This window comes from Paenibacillus sp. FSL K6-2441, assembly GCF_037964765.1.
In the GTDB taxonomy this organism is placed as follows: Bacteria; Bacillota; Bacilli; order Paenibacillales; family Paenibacillaceae; genus Fontibacillus; species Fontibacillus phoenicis.
Map to the genome: position 1 here is coordinate 359,079 of NZ_CP150174.1, position 16,671 is coordinate 375,749.

Annotated in this window: 8 protein-coding genes, 4 pseudogenes and 1 CRISPR repeat array; of the genes and pseudogenes, 9 read left to right on the forward strand and 3 right to left on the reverse strand. The window is 50.0% G+C overall.

Annotation, left to right across the window (positions count from 1 at the left end; all coding sequences use genetic code 11):
* The first annotated feature begins 267 nt into the window (after positions 1-267).
* The 6 genes and pseudogenes from cas5c to cas2 all read left to right on the forward strand — a co-directional run bounded on the left by cas5c (position 268) and on the right by cas2 (position 5,691).
* Entirely contained in the window at positions 268-981 is a 714-nt protein-coding gene (cas5c, locus tag NSQ80_RS01585; RefSeq protein ID WP_009223769.1) for a type I-C CRISPR-associated protein Cas5c, read from the forward strand.
* A 1-nt stretch (position 982) separates the two neighbouring features.
* On the forward strand, positions 983-2,863 hold the full coding sequence (gene cas8c / locus NSQ80_RS01590) for a type I-C CRISPR-associated protein Cas8c/Csd1 (RefSeq protein ID WP_339301066.1): 1,881 nt from the start codon (positions 983-985) through the stop codon (positions 2,861-2,863).
* Positions 2,860-3,711: a type I-C CRISPR-associated protein Cas7/Csd2 gene (gene cas7c / locus NSQ80_RS01595; RefSeq protein ID WP_009223771.1), complete on the forward strand. Its 852-nt coding sequence runs from the start codon at positions 2,860-2,862 to the stop codon at positions 3,709-3,711. Before cas8c ends, cas7c begins: the two co-directional genes overlap by 4 nt.
* Positions 3,701-4,360: a CRISPR-associated protein Cas4 gene (gene cas4, locus NSQ80_RS01600; RefSeq protein ID WP_339301068.1), complete on the forward strand. Its 660-nt coding sequence runs from the start codon at positions 3,701-3,703 to the stop codon at positions 4,358-4,360. Before cas7c ends, cas4 begins: the two co-directional genes overlap by 11 nt.
* Positions 4,357-5,390, forward strand: a pseudogene (gene cas1c, locus NSQ80_RS01605) (type I-C CRISPR-associated endonuclease Cas1c). Before cas4 ends, cas1c begins: the two are co-directional and overlap by 4 nt.
* Positions 5,391-5,400: 10 nt before the next feature.
* Complete coding sequence (gene cas2 / locus NSQ80_RS01610; RefSeq protein WP_009223774.1) at positions 5,401-5,691, forward strand: CRISPR-associated endonuclease Cas2; 291 nt, start codon at positions 5,401-5,403, stop codon at positions 5,689-5,691.
* Positions 5,692-5,861: 170 nt separating this feature from the next.
* A CRISPR array of direct repeats spans positions 5,862-10,505; the repeat unit is 32 nt; unit sequence GTCGCACTCCTTGTGAGTGCGTGGATTGAAAT.
* A 295-nt stretch (positions 10,506-10,800) separates the two neighbouring features.
* On the opposite strand, the pseudogene NSQ80_RS01615 reads toward cas2, so the two are convergent.
* Positions 10,801-11,212, reverse strand: a pseudogene (locus NSQ80_RS01615) (DUF86 domain-containing protein).
* Positions 11,209-11,757 (reverse strand): nucleotidyltransferase domain-containing protein, encoded by a 549-nt coding sequence (locus NSQ80_RS01620; protein WP_339301071.1) that lies wholly within the window; start codon positions 11,755-11,757, stop codon positions 11,209-11,211. Before NSQ80_RS01620 ends, NSQ80_RS01615 begins: the two are co-directional and overlap by 4 nt.
* Before the next feature lie 44 nt (positions 11,758-11,801).
* On the opposite strand from NSQ80_RS01620, the pseudogene NSQ80_RS01625 reads away from it, so the two are divergent.
* A pseudogene (locus NSQ80_RS01625) lies at positions 11,802-12,020 on the forward strand (DUF6809 family protein).
* A gap of 23 nt (positions 12,021-12,043) precedes the next feature.
* On the opposite strand, the pseudogene NSQ80_RS01630 reads toward NSQ80_RS01625, so the two are convergent.
* Positions 12,044-13,325 (reverse strand): annotated as a pseudogene (locus tag NSQ80_RS01630) (arsenic transporter).
* 430 nt (positions 13,326-13,755) lie between these two features.
* On the opposite strand from NSQ80_RS01630, the gene NSQ80_RS01635 reads away from it, so the two are divergent.
* Together NSQ80_RS01635 and NSQ80_RS01640 are read left to right on the forward strand one after the other, a co-directional pair.
* Positions 13,756-15,432, forward strand: coding sequence for a TIGR02677 family protein (locus tag NSQ80_RS01635; RefSeq protein WP_323078639.1), 1,677 nt, complete (start codon positions 13,756-13,758; stop codon positions 15,430-15,432).
* Entirely contained in the window at positions 15,433-16,641 is a 1,209-nt protein-coding gene (locus tag NSQ80_RS01640; protein WP_009223784.1) for a TIGR02678 family protein, read from the forward strand.
* Positions 16,642-16,671: the final 30 nt, after the last annotated feature.

Below are 16,671 nucleotides of genomic sequence, written 5' to 3' on the forward strand. Positions count from 1 at the left end.
TGATTCATATAGTGATTAAGGATTAAGACTTAATTTCAATAAAGAAGTATGTCAATCCGTGGTTGTTATAAAGATCCTAGGAGGTGAATGTAAATGTATTCTTACCAAACTAAGTCGATGAGTGAGAAAGTCGAGTTGGTCTATGCTGAGATTTTAAAGCAAATTGTTGAAGTAATTAAAAAAGAACTAGCTAGATAATGAAAGTTGCAGCCTGAGAGGAATAAAAATCTTTATCAGGCTGCTCCTGTAAAGGAGGTGATTTAAACCATGAGAAACGAAGTCCAGTTCGAAGTTTTCGGCGACTACGCTTTATTCACCGATCCGTTAACCAAAATAGGCGGTGAGAAGCTGTCCTATAGTGTCCCTACCTATCAAGCGATCAAGGGAATCCTCGAATCCGTTTACTGGAAGCCGACGATCATGTACATCATCGACGAGTTGCGTGTCATGAAGCCGATCCAAATGGAATCGAAGGGAGTGCGCCCGATTGACTATGGGGGCGGGAACACGCTGGCTAATTATACGTATCTGAAGGATGTTCATTACCAAGTAAAGGCCCACTTTGTCTTTAACGAACATCGGCCGGATCTCGCCTTTGACCGTAATGAAGGGAAGCATTACAGCATCCTTCAACGTTCGTTGAAAGCGGGTGGGCGCAGGGATATTTTCCTGGGTACTCGAGAGTGTCAGGGGTATGTGCAGCCTTGTGAATTTGGCAGTGGAGCAGGTTATTACGATACGGATGAAAGAACGCATTATTTAGGAACGATGGTTCACGGGTTCAATTATCCCGATGAAACGGGGAGGAATGAGCTTTCGGTAAGGCTATGGTCTGTTGAGATGAATAAAGGGTATATCCGTTTTCCAAAGCCAGAGGAGTGCTCCATTGTCCGTTCAGTCAGAGAAATGGAGCCTAAATCGTTCCATTCGGATAGCATAGAGTCTGCGGAACAACTGCTCCGTAATTTAGGAGGTGAATGAGATGAGTTGGCTGCTCCACCTGTATGAAACGTATGAGGCTAATCTGGATCAAGTCGGGAAAACGGTAAAAAAACGCGACCGAGAATACACCCTGCTGCCGGTTTCACATACAACCCAGAATGCTCACATTGAAGTTACGATCGATGAAGACGGGGACTTTCTTGAAGCCAGAGTGTTGGAGAAGGAGAGCACCTTAATTCCCTGTACAGAGGAATCAGCCAGTCGGTCAGGCTCTAAGGTCGCACCTTACCCGTTACACGATAAGCTTAGTTATGTCGCTGGCGACTTCGTGAAGTATGGCGGGCAGATCAAAAATCCGGATGAAGTACCTTTTGACAAGTACATCCGCAACTTGGAGGAATGGGCCAATTCGCCCTATGCCACAGAGAAATTGAAATGTATTTATACGTATTTGCGCAAGGGGCAGTTAATCGAGGACCTGGTCGCCGCCAAAATCATCAGGCTTGATGAGAACCAGCATCTGATCGAGAAATGGGATGAGAAATATACGGCTAAGTTCGGGGAAAAGCCGCCCATTTTCTCAAGCGGGGCTGCGGAGACATCCAGTGCTTTTATCAGATTTAATGTGCTCTCCCCTGATTCACCCGAAGAAGTATGGAAAGATCAGGCGATGTTTGATTCATTTATTGCCTTTTATAATCAGAAGCTGGGAGAAACGGACGTTTGTTTCGTTACAGGAGAAATGCGTCCGAGTACGGAACGGCATGCGAACAAAATTCGTCATGCAGCTGATAAAGCCAAGTTAATTTCTGCGAATGACAATTCGGGCTTCACCTTTAGAGGACGCTTCAAAACAAGCAAGGAAGCGGTATCCATCAGTTATGAGGTGTCGCAGAAAGCGCACAATGCCTTGAAGTGGTTGATTCACCGTCAGGGGAAAACGATGGATGAACGCGTCTTTCTAGTGTGGGGCAACGATAACGATCCCGTTCCGAATACCGATGAGGATATTGTGGACATGATGCGTCATTCGGGCCGGGAAATCGAAAGAGAACCGGATACGGACAAGCCTTATGCTGATCAGGTTAGACGGGCAATCGACGGGTTTCGGAATGATCTGACGTATCAAGCAGAGGTGAATATTCTCGTTCTGGACTCGGCAACGACCGGCCGGATGGCGGTGCTTTACTATCGTCATCTGAATAAGGAGCTGTATTTGAATCGTCTGGAAGAGTGGCATAACTCTTGTGCCTGGGAGCACCGCTACCGCAAGGAAGAAGAGCAGCTTATCACTTTTTATGGAGCGCCGGCAACGAAGGATATTGCATTTGCTGCTTATGGTCCCAGAGCAAGTGAGAAGATCATCAAAGGGACGATGGAACGGATGATTCCTTGTATTGTCGATAGACGTGCAGTCCCTCGAGATATTGTCAGAAGCGCCTTCCACCGGGCTTCCAATCCAGTATCAATGGAACGTTGGGATTGGGAGAAGACGTTAAGCATCGCATGCGCATTGATTCGAAAAATGCTGTTGGAAAAAGGGGAGGAATGGAACGTGCCGCTGAACACCGAATCCAGGGAACGGAGTTATCTGTTTGGCCGATTGTTGGCTGTGGCGGATGTGCTTGAACGAGGAGCACTCGGCAAAGACGAGACAAGGTCTACCAATGCGATTCGTTATATGAACTCGTATGCCCAGAATCCGGGTCGAACCTGGAAGACAATTCAGGCCAGCCTTCAGCCTTATCAAGCCAAGCTGGGAACGAAAGCGACCTATTTATCCAAGCTGATTGATGAAATCGCCGATCAATTTGAGGAAGGAGATTTCAATAATCTTCCATTAACAGAACAATATTTGCTTGGATTTTACAGTCAGCGCCGTGAACTCTATAAGAAAAAAGAGGAGGATACAAACGAATGAGCACGCTTGATCATAAAATCGATTTTGCTGTGATTTTGTCTGTGACAAAAGCCAATCCAAACGGGGACCCTCTGAATGGTAACCGACCACGCCAAAATTACGACGGCCATGGAGAAATCTCCGATGTGGCTATTAAGCGTAAAATCCGCAATCGCTTGCTGGATATGGGAGAAAAGATTTTTGTTCAGTCGGATGACAGAAAAGTGGATGATTTCAAAAGTTTGCGTGAACGTGCGGATGCCCATCCGGAGCTGGCAAAGATGCTGAAAAGTAAAAATGCATCGGCCGACGAGTTTGCCAAGCTGGCTTGCCAGGAGTGGATCGATGTACGCAGTTTTGGACAAGTTTTCGCTTTTAAAGGTTCCGAGCTGTCTGTAGGCGTTCGCGGTCCTGTTTCCATTCATACCGCTACAAGTATTGATCCGATTGACATTGTCAGCACCCAGATTACCAAAAGCGTTAACTCCGTAACAGGGGACAAACGCAGCTCCGATACGATGGGAATGAAGCATCGTGTAGATTTTGGCGTATATCTGTTCAAGGGCAGCATTAATACGCAACTTGCGGAGAAGACAGGTTTTACCGAAGAAGATGCAGAGAAGATTAAGCAGGCGCTGATCACGCTTTTTGAAAATGACAGTTCTTCTGCCCGGCCGGACGGCAGTATGGAAGTCCATAAGGTATATTGGTGGAATCATTCCTCCAAGCTGGGGCAATATTCTTCGGCCAAAGTGCACCGGTCTTTAAAAGTATACTCTACAACTCCTGAACCCAAACGATTTGAGGATTATACGATTGAACTTGAGGAACTCGATGGCTTGAATGTCGAGGTTATTAATGGTCGTTAATGATGAGGATCGCTATTTGATGTTGTCAGGGCTCCAGCATTTCCAATTTTGTAAACGTCAGTGGGCCCTGATTCATATCGAACAACAGTGGGATGAAAATGTCAGAACCATCGAAGGGCAGCATTTACATCAAAAGGCGGATCAGCCGTTTATCCGGGAAAAGCGTGGAGACAAGTTAATCGTTCGCGCGATGCCGATTCAGTCAACGGAACTGCAATTAAGCGGAATCTGTGATGTTGTCGAATTTGTTCAAGACCCTGAAGGAGTTGAAGTGGCGGGAGCGGAAGGCACTTATAAGGTCTACCCTGTCGAGTATAAGCGGGGGAAGCCGAAGACAGGTGATGAAGACATCATCCAGCTTGCAGCCCAAGCGATGTGCCTGGAAGAGATGATGTTATGCCGCGTGGACACGGGGTACATATTCTACAACGAAATCAAGCATCGTGTTGAAGTGCCAATTCATGACAGGCTGCGAGATCAAGTGAGACAGATGGCTGCAGAAATGCATCATTATTACGATAAACGCCATACGCCGAAGGTAAAGACGGGGCCCTTTTGCAAAAACTGCTCGTTGCAGCATATCTGCGTGCCTCATTTAATGCACAAACGCTCGGTCCAAAGCTACATCGAAGGGAGGCTGAGTGATTGAAGAAGCTGTTAAATACGTTATATGTTACTCAGCCGGATACGTACTTGGCGCTTGATGGTGATAATGTGTTATTACTTAAAGGCGATGAAAAGATTGGCCGTTTGCCGCTTCATAATCTGGAAGCGATCGTGAGCTTTGGCTACACGGGGGCGAGTCCTGCATTAATGGGGTATTGTGCGGATCGGAATATTTCGATCACCTTTTTGACACAAAACGGAAGATTTCTGGCAAGAGTCATTGGGGAAAGCCGGGGAAATGTCATTTTGAGAAAAACGCAGTACCGGATTTCGGATCATGAAGAGGGATCTGCAAAAATCGCACGAAACTTCATTACAGGGAAGATTTATAACCACAAGTGGATCCTCGAACGGATGACGAGAGATTATCCGCTTCGGATTGATGTTGAACAATATTCAAGTCCATATCAGGCCAGCTTTCGGATATTTTGCGTGAAGTCCGTGACAGTAATAACCTGGAAAGCTTGCGGGGTTGGGAAGGCCAAGCCGCGGTTCTCTATAACCAGGTGTTTGATCAGATGATTTTGCAGCAGAAGGAGAGCTTCTTTTTTCACGGGAGATCCAGAAGGCCCCCAAAGGACAACGTAAATGCCATGCTGTCGTTCGCTTACACTCTCTTGGCTAGAGATACGGCTGCGGCTTTGGAGACCGTGGGGCTCGACGCTTATGTCGGCTTTTTGCACCAGGACCGTCCTGGCCGAGCATCCCTGGCTTTGGATCTGATGGAAGAGCTGCGAGGAATTTATGCCGATCGGTTTGTGCTTTCGTTGATTAATCGGAAAGAAGTGACAGCAACTGATTTTGTGACAAAAGAAAACGGGGCTGTGCTGATGACGGACGAGGCTCGCAAAAAGTTTTTGAAAGCATGGCAAACCAAGAAGCAAGAGAGGATTACCCACCCTTTCCTGGATGAAAAAATCTCCTGGGGGCTGGTTCCTTACGCTCAGGCCTTATTATTGGCACGTTTCTTGCGCGGTGATTTAGATGAGTATCCGCCATTTTTATGGAAGTAGGTGACTCGGGATGCTTGTACTCATTACTTATGATGTTCAAACCTCAGGCGTGGGAGGAGCTGCGAGGCTCCGTAGAGTGGCTAAGGCATGTCAGAACTACGGACAACGGGTACAGAATTCCGTGTTTGAATGTAACGTCGATGCATCCCAGTTCACCGCTCTGAAACTGGAGTTATCCCAACTCATTGATCATGAAAAAGACAGCCTGCGATTTTATCGGCTGGGCAATAACTACAAAACCAAAGTCGAGCATATTGGTGCAAAGCCGTCGATCGATTTAGAGGACCCGCTCATCTTCTAACGGTGCGAACCCCAAGCGCACATAAAATCCCTATGAGGTTCGCACCCCGCGCTATTACTGGGGTTGTTGAGTTTTTTGTTGGAATAAACAATAACATTTCGCACTCACAAAACAGGTTCGCACTTCTGGGCATGTGAGGCCTTGTGGCTCAAGGCTTCACAAGGCCCGCAGTCGCACTCCTTGTGAGTGCGTGGATTGAAATTGAAACGGATATCAATTACGCATATAACAACGAAAAGTCGCACTCCTTGTGAGTGCGTGGATTGAAATCAGCGGTAAGGCCCGTCCGAAAACGTACGACTCGCGTGTCGCACTCCTTGTGAGTGCGTGGATTGAAATTTGGCTTGGATGTAGATTTTCTCGTCTTCAAGCGTCGCACTCCTTGTGAGTGCGTGGATTGAAATCCGTCACCTTGCTTCGGATCGTCAATGGTGAACGGTCGCACTCCTTGTGAGTGCGTGGATTGAAATTTACAATTCCCGTTGATTTCAAAGACATGTTATTGTCGCACTCCTTGTGAGTGCGTGGATTGAAATGCTCACAACGCGAAGTATGATGTCCAGGTATGCGTCGCACTCCTTGTGAGTGCGTGGATTGAAATGCTGCGAACGGGTTCCACATGGTTACCAGCTCCTTGTCGCACTCCTTGTGAGTGCGTGGATTGAAATCGTTATTCCGAAGATCATGGTCGGCGCGGAAGTTGGTCGCACTCCTTGTGAGTGCGTGGATTGAAATATCTAGCGTCATCTGATTTTCGTCATCATCGAAGTCGCACTCCTTGTGAGTGCGTGGATTGAAATCGAGAAACGACAGGCCGGCGATGATGGATAAAAAGGTCGCACTCCTTGTGAGTGCGTGGATTGAAATAAAAGAAGTGATGAGGGCAGCTACCCAACACTACGTCGCACTCCTTGTGAGTGCGTGGATTGAAATTGCTTGATCTGATACCGTTTGTTGTCAATTTGCCGTCGCACTCCTTGTGAGTGCGTGGATTGAAATTTCCGGTTGAAAAACATCTGAATCATTCCTGTCCCGTCGCACTCCTTGTGAGTGCGTGGATTGAAATGCCAGGTGTGCTGGGATATCATGGCTGCTGGAGAGTCGCACTCCTTGTGAGTGCGTGGATTGAAATTTCCTGATACGGAGGATAACCCGATTGGAACGCGTCGCACTCCTTGTGAGTGCGTGGATTGAAATCAGCGAATCTTGTCGTACTTCCCTGAGCTGATCGGCGTCGCACTCCTTGTGAGTGCGTGGATTGAAATCTGTATCGAGATGACTACTATTACCCGGATACCCCTGTCGCACTCCTTGTGAGTGCGTGGATTGAAATTTTGCTGTTGGTTTGATCGCTGGTATTGCATTTGCGTCGCACTCCTTGTGAGTGCGTGGATTGAAATATATCGTCGTCGATTACGGTGATGGGGAAGAGGAGTCGCACTCCTTGTGAGTGCGTGGATTGAAATTGCTGCGCGACCTGTCTGGCCCGTGGGAAGATCTGTCGCACTCCTTGTGAGTGCGTGGATTGAAATTGCGTATATAGCTAAACTCCGTGAAAGAGAGAAAGTGTCGCACTCCTTGTGAGTGCGTGGATTGAAATACTGACAGCTCTCTCGACCTTTTGCATGTACATCCGGTCGCACTCCTTGTGAGTGCGTGGATTGAAATACGATCAAAAACACTTGTATAATAGCCTGAAACAGTCGCACTCCTTGTGAGTGCGTGGATTGAAATCGCCTCAAATCCAGGCGGTGTTGGCGTTTTTGTGTCGCACTCCTTGTGAGTGCGTGGATTGAAATCCGTTACTCCAAGGCTTTAGGAACAAATAGCTGTTGTCGCACTCCTTGTGAGTGCGTGGATTGAAATCGCCTCAAATCCAGGCGGTGTTGGCGTTTTTGTAGTCGCACTCCTTGTGAGTGCGTGGATTGAAATCACATGACCAACTGTCCAGCAAAAATTTCTACTTGATGTCGCACTCCTTGTGAGTGCGTGGATTGAAATGATAGATGTTACTACTCCCTCAACAGTAACTTTCAGTCGCACTCCTTGTGAGTGCGTGGATTGAAATCTTGATGAAGTAGGTACAGGACGGGTAATAGAATTTGTCGCACTCCTTGTGAGTGCGTGGATTGAAATATAGCTTTTGGTAATGATTATTACTACTTACAGCGTCGCACTCCTTGTGAGTGCGTGGATTGAAATTGATCCGATCGTATTCGTCGCGCTGTGCGGCGTTTTGTCGCACTCCTTGTGAGTGCGTGGATTGAAATTCCTTTTTGTGAAAGATGTTCAGACTCCCGGTATCAAGCGTCGCACTCCTTGTGAGTGCGTGGATTGAAATCAAAGGACGTGTCCTTTGGCCGCCGGAGGCGATTGTCGCACTCCTTGTGAGTGCGTGGATTGAAATATCGGGTCCACCACTTCGCCAGCCATCTCGCCGATCGTCGCACTCCTTGTGAGTGCGTGGATTGAAATGGCCAGCGTTTTTTGAAGTATTCCAGCGGCTTACGTCGCACTCCTTGTGAGTGCGTGGATTGAAATACCGGGATCGCAAAGGCAACCTGTATATGGCGAAAAAGTCGCACTCCTTGTGAGTGCGTGGATTGAAATAAACGTTTTTTGAACAGGAATATGGATTTATCCCGTCGCACTCCTTGTGAGTGCGTGGATTGAAATGATTTCAGCGATCTTCAGGTGGCATGCTGTCCAAGCGTCGCACTCCTTGTGAGTGCGTGGATTGAAATATGAGATGTCGACGGACCAGATCATTGAGATCGCGTCGCACTCCTTGTGAGTGCGTGGATTGAAATGCCTGGATGATCGTGGATGCATACCGCTCATCGTCATGTCGCACTCCTTGTGAGTGCGTGGATTGAAATCGATCTGCCTTGTAATCCCGATATCTCACTGCCGTGTCGCACTCCTTGTGAGTGCGTGGATTGAAATGTTCAGCTCTTTATACTTCGCGACGAGCTTATCGGTCGCACTCCTTGTGAGTGCGTGGATTGAAATCGCGCTTACTTGCTGTTGCGCTTGCCTTTCATTGTCGCACTCCTTGTGAGTGCGTGGATTGAAATCAATGTAGATCGGCAGCGTCCCCACCCCAGAAGGCGGTCGCACTCCTTGTGAGTGCGTGGATTGAAATGACAAATGCCGACAATATCACATTTACCGTACCAGTCGCACTCCTTGTGAGTGCGTGGATTGAAATCTTGATATACCAATGGATCGGCATCTAGTTTTTTGTCGCACTCCTTGTGAGTGCGTGGATTGAAATAAAGCTGATTGCATCTTCCAATTCGGCGGAAGTACTAGTCGCACTCCTTGTGAGTGCGTGGATTGAAATGACCTCCACAAATATTCCGTTTTTTAACATGTAAAAGTCGCACTCCTTGTGAGTGCGTGGATTGAAATCAAACGGCTCATGCCAAAGGCTGCGGCGTTTTCGTCGCACTCCTTGTGAGTGCGTGGATTGAAATATTATGTGTGAGGTGAGATGAATGGCAAAGGAAAAGGTCGCACTCCTTGTGAGTGCGTGGATTGAAATTGTGTCCTCGATCAGATGATTAAAGAATCTATGCGTCGCACTCCTTGTGAGTGCGTGGATTGAAATATCAGTCAGGTCGCCAAATACAGCAAATTTACCATCGTCGCACTCCTTGTGAGTGCGTGGATTGAAATGATCATATCGACGCCCCCAAGCTCCGGAGGAACGGTCGCACTCCTTGTGAGTGCGTGGATTGAAATTCAGCGGCTTGGAGGGATTTTTTGACCTCCCTCAGTCGCACTCCTTGTGAGTGCGTGGATTGAAATGTTGACCGAAGCGGGAATCGTGCGACTCTCAAAGTCGCACTCCTTGTGAGTGCGTGGATTGAAATGCTTCTTCCGCGAGTTCTTCGGCGCTGACTTTTTGTCGCACTCCTTGTGAGTGCGTGGATTGAAATAGCTTGGCCGCATCGGAAGCCACATCAATAAACAAGGTCGCACTCCTTGTGAGTGCGTGGATTGAAATCAGATGTTTTGGAAGGCCACCCCCAGGAGATTATGTCGCACTCCTTGTGAGTGCGTGGATTGAAATCCTGATTTGCCGATCTACCATTTTGATAAATTGAGCGTCGCACTCCTTGTGAGTGCGTGGATTGAAATAAAATCAGGCGGTGTTGGCGTTTTTGTAAGCTCGTGTCGCACTCCTTGTGAGTGCGTGGATTGAAATAGCGTCACCTAAAAAACTTGTCCACCATTTAGCATGTCGCACTCCTTGTGAGTGCGTGGATTGAAATATCATCCCGACCGGCACCGGAGCGGATCCGGCGGAGTCGCACTCCTTGTGAGTGCGTGGATTGAAATGAATCTGCTCAAAATGACGCTCAACGGAGAGAATGCGTCGCACTCCTTGTGAGTGCGTGGATTGAAATCGTCATTGCAAACTCCGAAGAACAAGCGAAAACCGTCGCACTCCTTGTGAGTGCGTGGATTGAAATACCGCTAAGCGATTCGAGACGGTATGGAACGTCTGTCGCACTCCTTGTGAGTGCGTGGATTGAAATCCGTCAGGCCGGACGTACCGTAACGGCTCTCGCTCGGTCGCACTCCTTGTGAGTGCGTGGATTGAAATCCCTATGTCCTGGACTATGACCGGGAGATGCAAGAGTCGCACTCCTTGTGAGTGCGTGGATTGAAATCCCATAAAACCACGAAAATCCGCCCATATATGGAGTCGCACTCCTTGTAAGTGCGTGGATTGAAATGATAAACTTAGGCAGCTCCCGCTTGATCTCTTTCGTCGCACTCCTCGTGAGTGCGTAGATCGAAACAGGAGCCGTACTCCGGATGACCGGATTCACTTGTTACTGATTACTCGGGAGTCAAAGTACAGACTGGTCATGGCATTTGTTTGCTTGTGCTCCGGTTGGGAGCGGCTGTTGGTTGATAATTTACAGGATCATAGTCTCGAAGCAATGAATGGTCGCAAGTGTCTTTTTCCAAATAGGAAAAAAACTCCGCAAACGCATTGCGGGTATTGCGTGGATTTGTTGCAAAAGGGCGGCAGAATGGAGTGGGGGGGTGTAGATACTAGCCCCTGGAAAACATAGTTTCTTTCCGGAGGCTTTAAGCACCAAAATCTCTGACTTTTGATGCAAAAAGAACGAAATCTCCGAGGTGGTGATCAAGAATGGCCTGGACGATTTCGATTTGTATACTTCGATAATCGTGTACGGCTATGTTACTAAAACCAACCATGGCTTTCAGATTACGGTTAAGTTCTTTGTCAATCACTCCATTATCTAATAGAAGATCAAAAAGCCTCCCGACTGCTCTGAGGGATTCCCCATTTATTTTCTGAGACCAGATGCATGGCTAAATCGATACAAGCTTCACAGGCCCGCTGTAGGTTCAAGATAATGGAATCCTGTTTGGTGTAATTTTCGAGGTTCTCTCGCTTTCCTTCATACTCTTCATGGATCCGTTTCAGGCAACGGTTGATCGTTTCTGTTTTGTTCGCTAGTATATCGCGGTTCAATTGGCTCCCCCTCTCTGGTAATTCTCCATGATTTCTTTGCGCTCGTCGTTAAGCAGGGCATATTCCTTGAGGGCTTGCATAAATGCGGTCTGCCGGACATAAGGCTCGACATCTTGCAATACCTCACCTGTTCCAATGATCTGTGCTTTGAAGACGGGATTCGCCTGGGGAAAATAAATCAGGTCTACCTCAAGCCCTACCCGATTGGCTAGTTCAGAAGCAGCCATAAATAGTTCATACGCGGAGTGAGGTGGATCTTCAGAAATATAGGCAATATCTACATCGCTGTCTTGGCGCATCTCCCCCCTTGCTGCTGACCCGAATAATATCACGGTATGCGCATTGAAACGCTCGTTTAAATAATCGATTATGGCGGATATTTGTTGTGGTTCAAGTTTTGGATTAGGCATAAGACACCATCCATTCATTCTGTCAAATTGGAACCTTATCTTGAGCGTATCCAAATGTGCTTGAAAATACAAGTGTTTCGCAGATACGTACCACATGCGGCCACCGATTTTGCTATTTTCTTTTTTCGATGCCATCCTTTCTGGAATCTCTCTACTACGGTCATCTCATCCCCGAGCAGATGGCCCCCAAAGACCCGCAATACCGCCAACTCAGCAACGCATTATCCGAAGCCAACAATGGCTTGGAGAGAGAAACGATCTGGTGAGGATTTTACCAAATTGAGGCGCTAATCGACTTACAGCAGCAAATTCAAGAGATGGAGATGGCAGCCGCGTTCGCGCAGGGTTTTAGGTTGGGTGTGGGGTTGATGATTGAGGTGCTGTTATTCGTGGAATGAAAGGAGGGGGCAATTTGCCCCTCCTAAAACACCCACAACACCACCCACAACCCCAACAACGTCGCAAACAAAATCGGGATCGTCAGCACGATGCCAACTTTGAAATACGTGCCCCAGGAGATGCGGACGCCCTTCTTGGCGAGGACATGGAGCCAGACGAGAGTGGCGAGTGAGCCGATGGGTGTGATCTTCGGGCCGAGGTCGGTGCCGATGACGTTGGCGTAGATCAGTGACTCGCGGATCGTGCCGGAGGTGGCCGTGTCGGCGATGCCGAGTACGCCGGTCATGACGGCCGGCAGGTTGTTCATGATCGACGATAGGAACGCCGAGATGTAGCCCATGGCCATCGTGGATACGAATAGGCCTTGATCTGCCACCGTTTGGAGGAGCTTGGCCAAGACTTCGGTCAGCCCGGCATTGCCGAGGCCGTACACGACAACGTACATCCCGATCGAGAAGACGACGATGTTCCATGGCGCGCCTTTCATGACGGCCTTCGTATCGACCGCTTGGCTTCGGCGGGCGATGGCCCAGAAGATCAAAGCCACGGTGTCGGCGAGCAAGGATACCGGAAGATGAAGGAACTCGCTCACGAGGTAGCCGATCAACAGGACTCCCATCACCACCCAAGATATGCGGAACAGGCGCTGGTCTTTGATGGCCTCAGATGGTGCTTTCAGCTTGGACGGGTCATAGGTGCGAGGAATACCTTTGCGAAAATAAAGCAGCAGCACCGCCACCGTTGCCCCGAGCGAGAACAGGTTTGGAACAATCATCCGAGCGGCATATTGCGCGAAGCCAATTCCGAAATAATCCGCTACACGAGGTTCACCAGGTTGCTGACAACCAGCGGTAAAGAGGTAGTGTCCGCGATAAACCTGCTCGCCATAATGAACGGGAAGATCATTTTCTCCTCAAAACTCAAATGGCGAACCATCGCCAGCACAATCGGCGTGAGGATTAAGGCTGCCCCATCATTGGCAAAAAACGCCGAGACCACCGCCCCCAGCAAGCTGACGTAAATGAACATGCGGATGCCGCTGTTTTTTGCAGCCCGGGCCATTCGAACAAGCCGATCTCATCCAAGATCAGCGAAATGATGATGATTGCGATAAACGTTAGAGTGGCGTTCCACGTGATCTGCACGACTTCCCCCACATCGTCAAAGCCGACGACGCCGGCAAGCAGCGCCAACACCGCACCGCCGCACGCGGACCACCCGATATTCAGCCCCTTCGGCTGCCAAATCACAAAGGTTAAAGTCATTCCAAAAATAAGTGCTGCCGCAATGATGTCAAATCCCATCGGTTTCTCTTCTTCCCCCAAAAATCTCTCTCTGTAAACAAGCCGTTTATCATTGTCTCACTGCTTTCCTTTTTTGTACATAGGGTGGAGGGGACTAGCGTCCCAATTCGGAGGATTTCTGATGTCGAATCAAATGAAATTTGGGATCGGCTTGAAGAGCCGGCGGCTGTTTTCTTTTGCTATAGAAGCTCCATTCGATCGAAGACGGAGCATCATTCCCAGCCAAGCCAGGACTAGCCGATGGTTGCTGGCTCTGTTTTACTTGTTATACATCGCATTTCCAAGGTACCGTTTTTTTGTGGTTTCAGTTTGTCCCCGATCCATCAACGACAAGTAATAACATCGTATGACTTCCCCCCTCTCGGCTTGTCACAAGGTGGCGGGTATTTTAAGATGAAAGTAGTTTTCTGAAAGGAACGGGGGGGCGAGAATGGAGTCTCATTTGCCGGGGTTGCCGGTGCAATCGTTGCGGGGGATACCCGAGTTGAAGTATGTCAATGCTGACAACGTGGTTCGCTACCGGGCGATCATGCGTTTTTTCTATCAGGAGTATAAAAGACTGCGGTATTGGCTGAAGCCGGAAGACGTCTTTGAAGCGGTCAAGGCTTGGAACGTGTGGCCGGATTATACACTTGAACTGTGCCAAGGCGACCTGGATCAATTGGTGGAGTGGCAAAACCTGACTGCCCGTCACGACGGTGGACGCTCCTCCACGCTGGAAGAGTATCTCAAAAAGAAGATGCAGTATTTGCTCCGCCCGTATTCCATCGAAATCGAACGGCTGCTGGAGACGCTGGAGAAGGTAACGGGGTATGGCGGTTCGCTGGAAGCTTCCTTATTCGACACGATTGCGGATAAACTGTTTGACATTCGTAGCCAGGTCGGAGAACTGGAGCCGGACGCGGCGCTGGAGCTGTGGAACGTCTTGTACCGTTCGTTTGTTAACCTCCATGAAAATGCGGCGGACTATATCGCTAGCCTGCATACGGCTCGGGCGGAAGAGATGATGGTGACGGAAGCTTTCTTGATCTTTAAGGAAAAGTTGACCGATTACCTGCAAAATTTCGTACAGGCGCTACAGCGGAGCGCTTATAAAATCGAAGGTAATTTGCAGCGAATTAACGATTCGGTACGGGATCTGTTTTTAGAGCAGGTCGTGGAAGGTGAGCTCCGAAAGCCGCGGCTGGAGGACGAACCGGATCGGGAGGAACTGCTGGAAGAACTTCGTCAAGGCTGGACGAATATCCGGCGCTGGTTTGTGGGCGAGGGGGCTGCGCCCAGCGAGCTCACCTTGCTGGAGCGGGCGACGAAGGATGCGATTGCCCGTATTGTACGCAGCGCGATTCGTATTCAGGAACGGAAGCGTTCGGGACTAAGCCGCAAAAAGGAGCTAGAGCACTTGGCCCGCTGGTTTGCTTCGATCGAAACGGTCGAGGAGGCGCACAGGTTGTCCGCATACGCTTTCGGATTGTTCCCGACGAGGCACTTGCAGGGCGAGGATCTGCGCGACTCGGACCGGGCGGACATGTCGTCCTGGGAGGAGCGGCCGATGGTGCGCATGCTGCGTTCGCGCAGCCGCAAGCGCGGAGAGCGTCAGCCGGCGGACGCGGTGCGTGACAACGAGCGGCGGAAGCAGCGGGAGCGGGAAGCGTTCAAACTGCGGCAGGCAGAGGAATGGCGGATGATCGCGGCGTTACTAGAGCGGAGCTCCGTCAAAGTGTCGGAGCTCGGGCCGGTGACGGCCAAGGAGCGGCTACGGTTGCTGCAGTGGATCGGCCGGTGCATGACGACAGGAAATGGCCACTCGTTTGTTACGCCGGAAGGCGTGTTGATTCGGATGAGCAATCCGCGTACGGCGGAGCGGACAATCTTGCACGCGGAAGACGGCGAGTTGGAAATGGCAAACTACGAGCTGCATTTTAGGCTGACGGAAGCGGCGAATGGCTTGGCCGTGGGAACAGCCGCAAAGCAGGGGGCAAACGGGGCCGATATTGCCGCTGCGGAAGCGGCTGCGGCGGCCGATACGGCAGAAGTCGAGGGAGAAGCCGGATCAAGATTTGAATCGGAGGTCCGATCCGAAAACGAGGCGGAAAGGCAGGGGCGGTAGATGGCTGGAGGTGCGCTCAAAAGACTAAGCAAACGGGGAATAAACGCCGAGCAGGCGGCCGAACGAAAGCGCGCGTGCATGCACGCGCTCTTGAACCGTCCGTGGGTTGCAAAGGAGGAAGACCCGGACTTGTATTTTGCCATCCGGGACCATTACGAGGAGCTGCGCGACTGGTTTATGGATAAGGCAGGTTTTCCGCTGATTATGACCCGGACAATCGCCAAGCTGGACAAGACGCCTGTGAAGGCGCACCCGTGGATGGGTTTTCCTGAGTTTCGCGAAAAGCGGGACTACGTTTTTTTTACCTATGGACTGTGGTATTTGGAAGGAAAAACGGAGTTGGACCAGTTCCTGCTCACCGACATCGTGGAGGAAATCCGCGAGCAGATGCTGAGCGCGGGGCTGGAGGCCGACTGGCGGAATTACTATGACCGCTTGTCGATGGCCAGAGCGCTGAAGAAGCTGCGGGCGCTTGGCGTGCTGCACAGCGTCGACGGCGATGAGGGCCAGTGGGCGCAGGACGCGGAGCGCAATGCATTGTACGAGTGTTCGCCTTTGGCCCGATATGTGCTTCGGCGCTTTCCGCGCGATTTGACGGGCTGCTCGCGGCTGGAGGAGTTGGAAGACCCTATTCCGTACGCCGACACACAGGACGGGCAGTCGATGCGGCGGCGGCACCGGATATACCGCCGGCTGCTATTGGAGCCGGCGGTGGTGGACAGGCACTGGGATGAGGAAGATTTGAATTATGTGCTGTGGCAGCGGCGGGCGATCATCGATCAACTGGAAAATATGCTCGGCTGGACCGGGCGGCGTTACCGGGAAGGGCTGTGGTTTTTCCATCCCGAGCTGACCGGCGAGAGCGAGCTGTTTCCGACGATGTCGGCCGCTTCGGATTTGGCGCTGCTGCTTGCGAGCGAAATCCGCAAGGAACTGGCGGAGGGAGGCGTATTGTACGTGGAGGACAACGGCACGGTCCGATTGACCAAGGCGGATATCGAGACGCTTCTGTACAGGCTACAGCTTAAACATAAAGAGTTTTGGAGCAAGGATCTTCGGGAAGCTGCCTCCCAGGAACTGGCGGAACTGTGTATGAACCATTTAGCCGAATGGGGGCTGGGAGAGTGGGAGGGCGAGACTTCGTTCCTGATCTCGCCCGTACTGGCTAGATGGAGTTCGGAATATGCAAATAACGATTTTGATACTTAGGTGTGGTGGATCAACATCCAAACGGGAGGA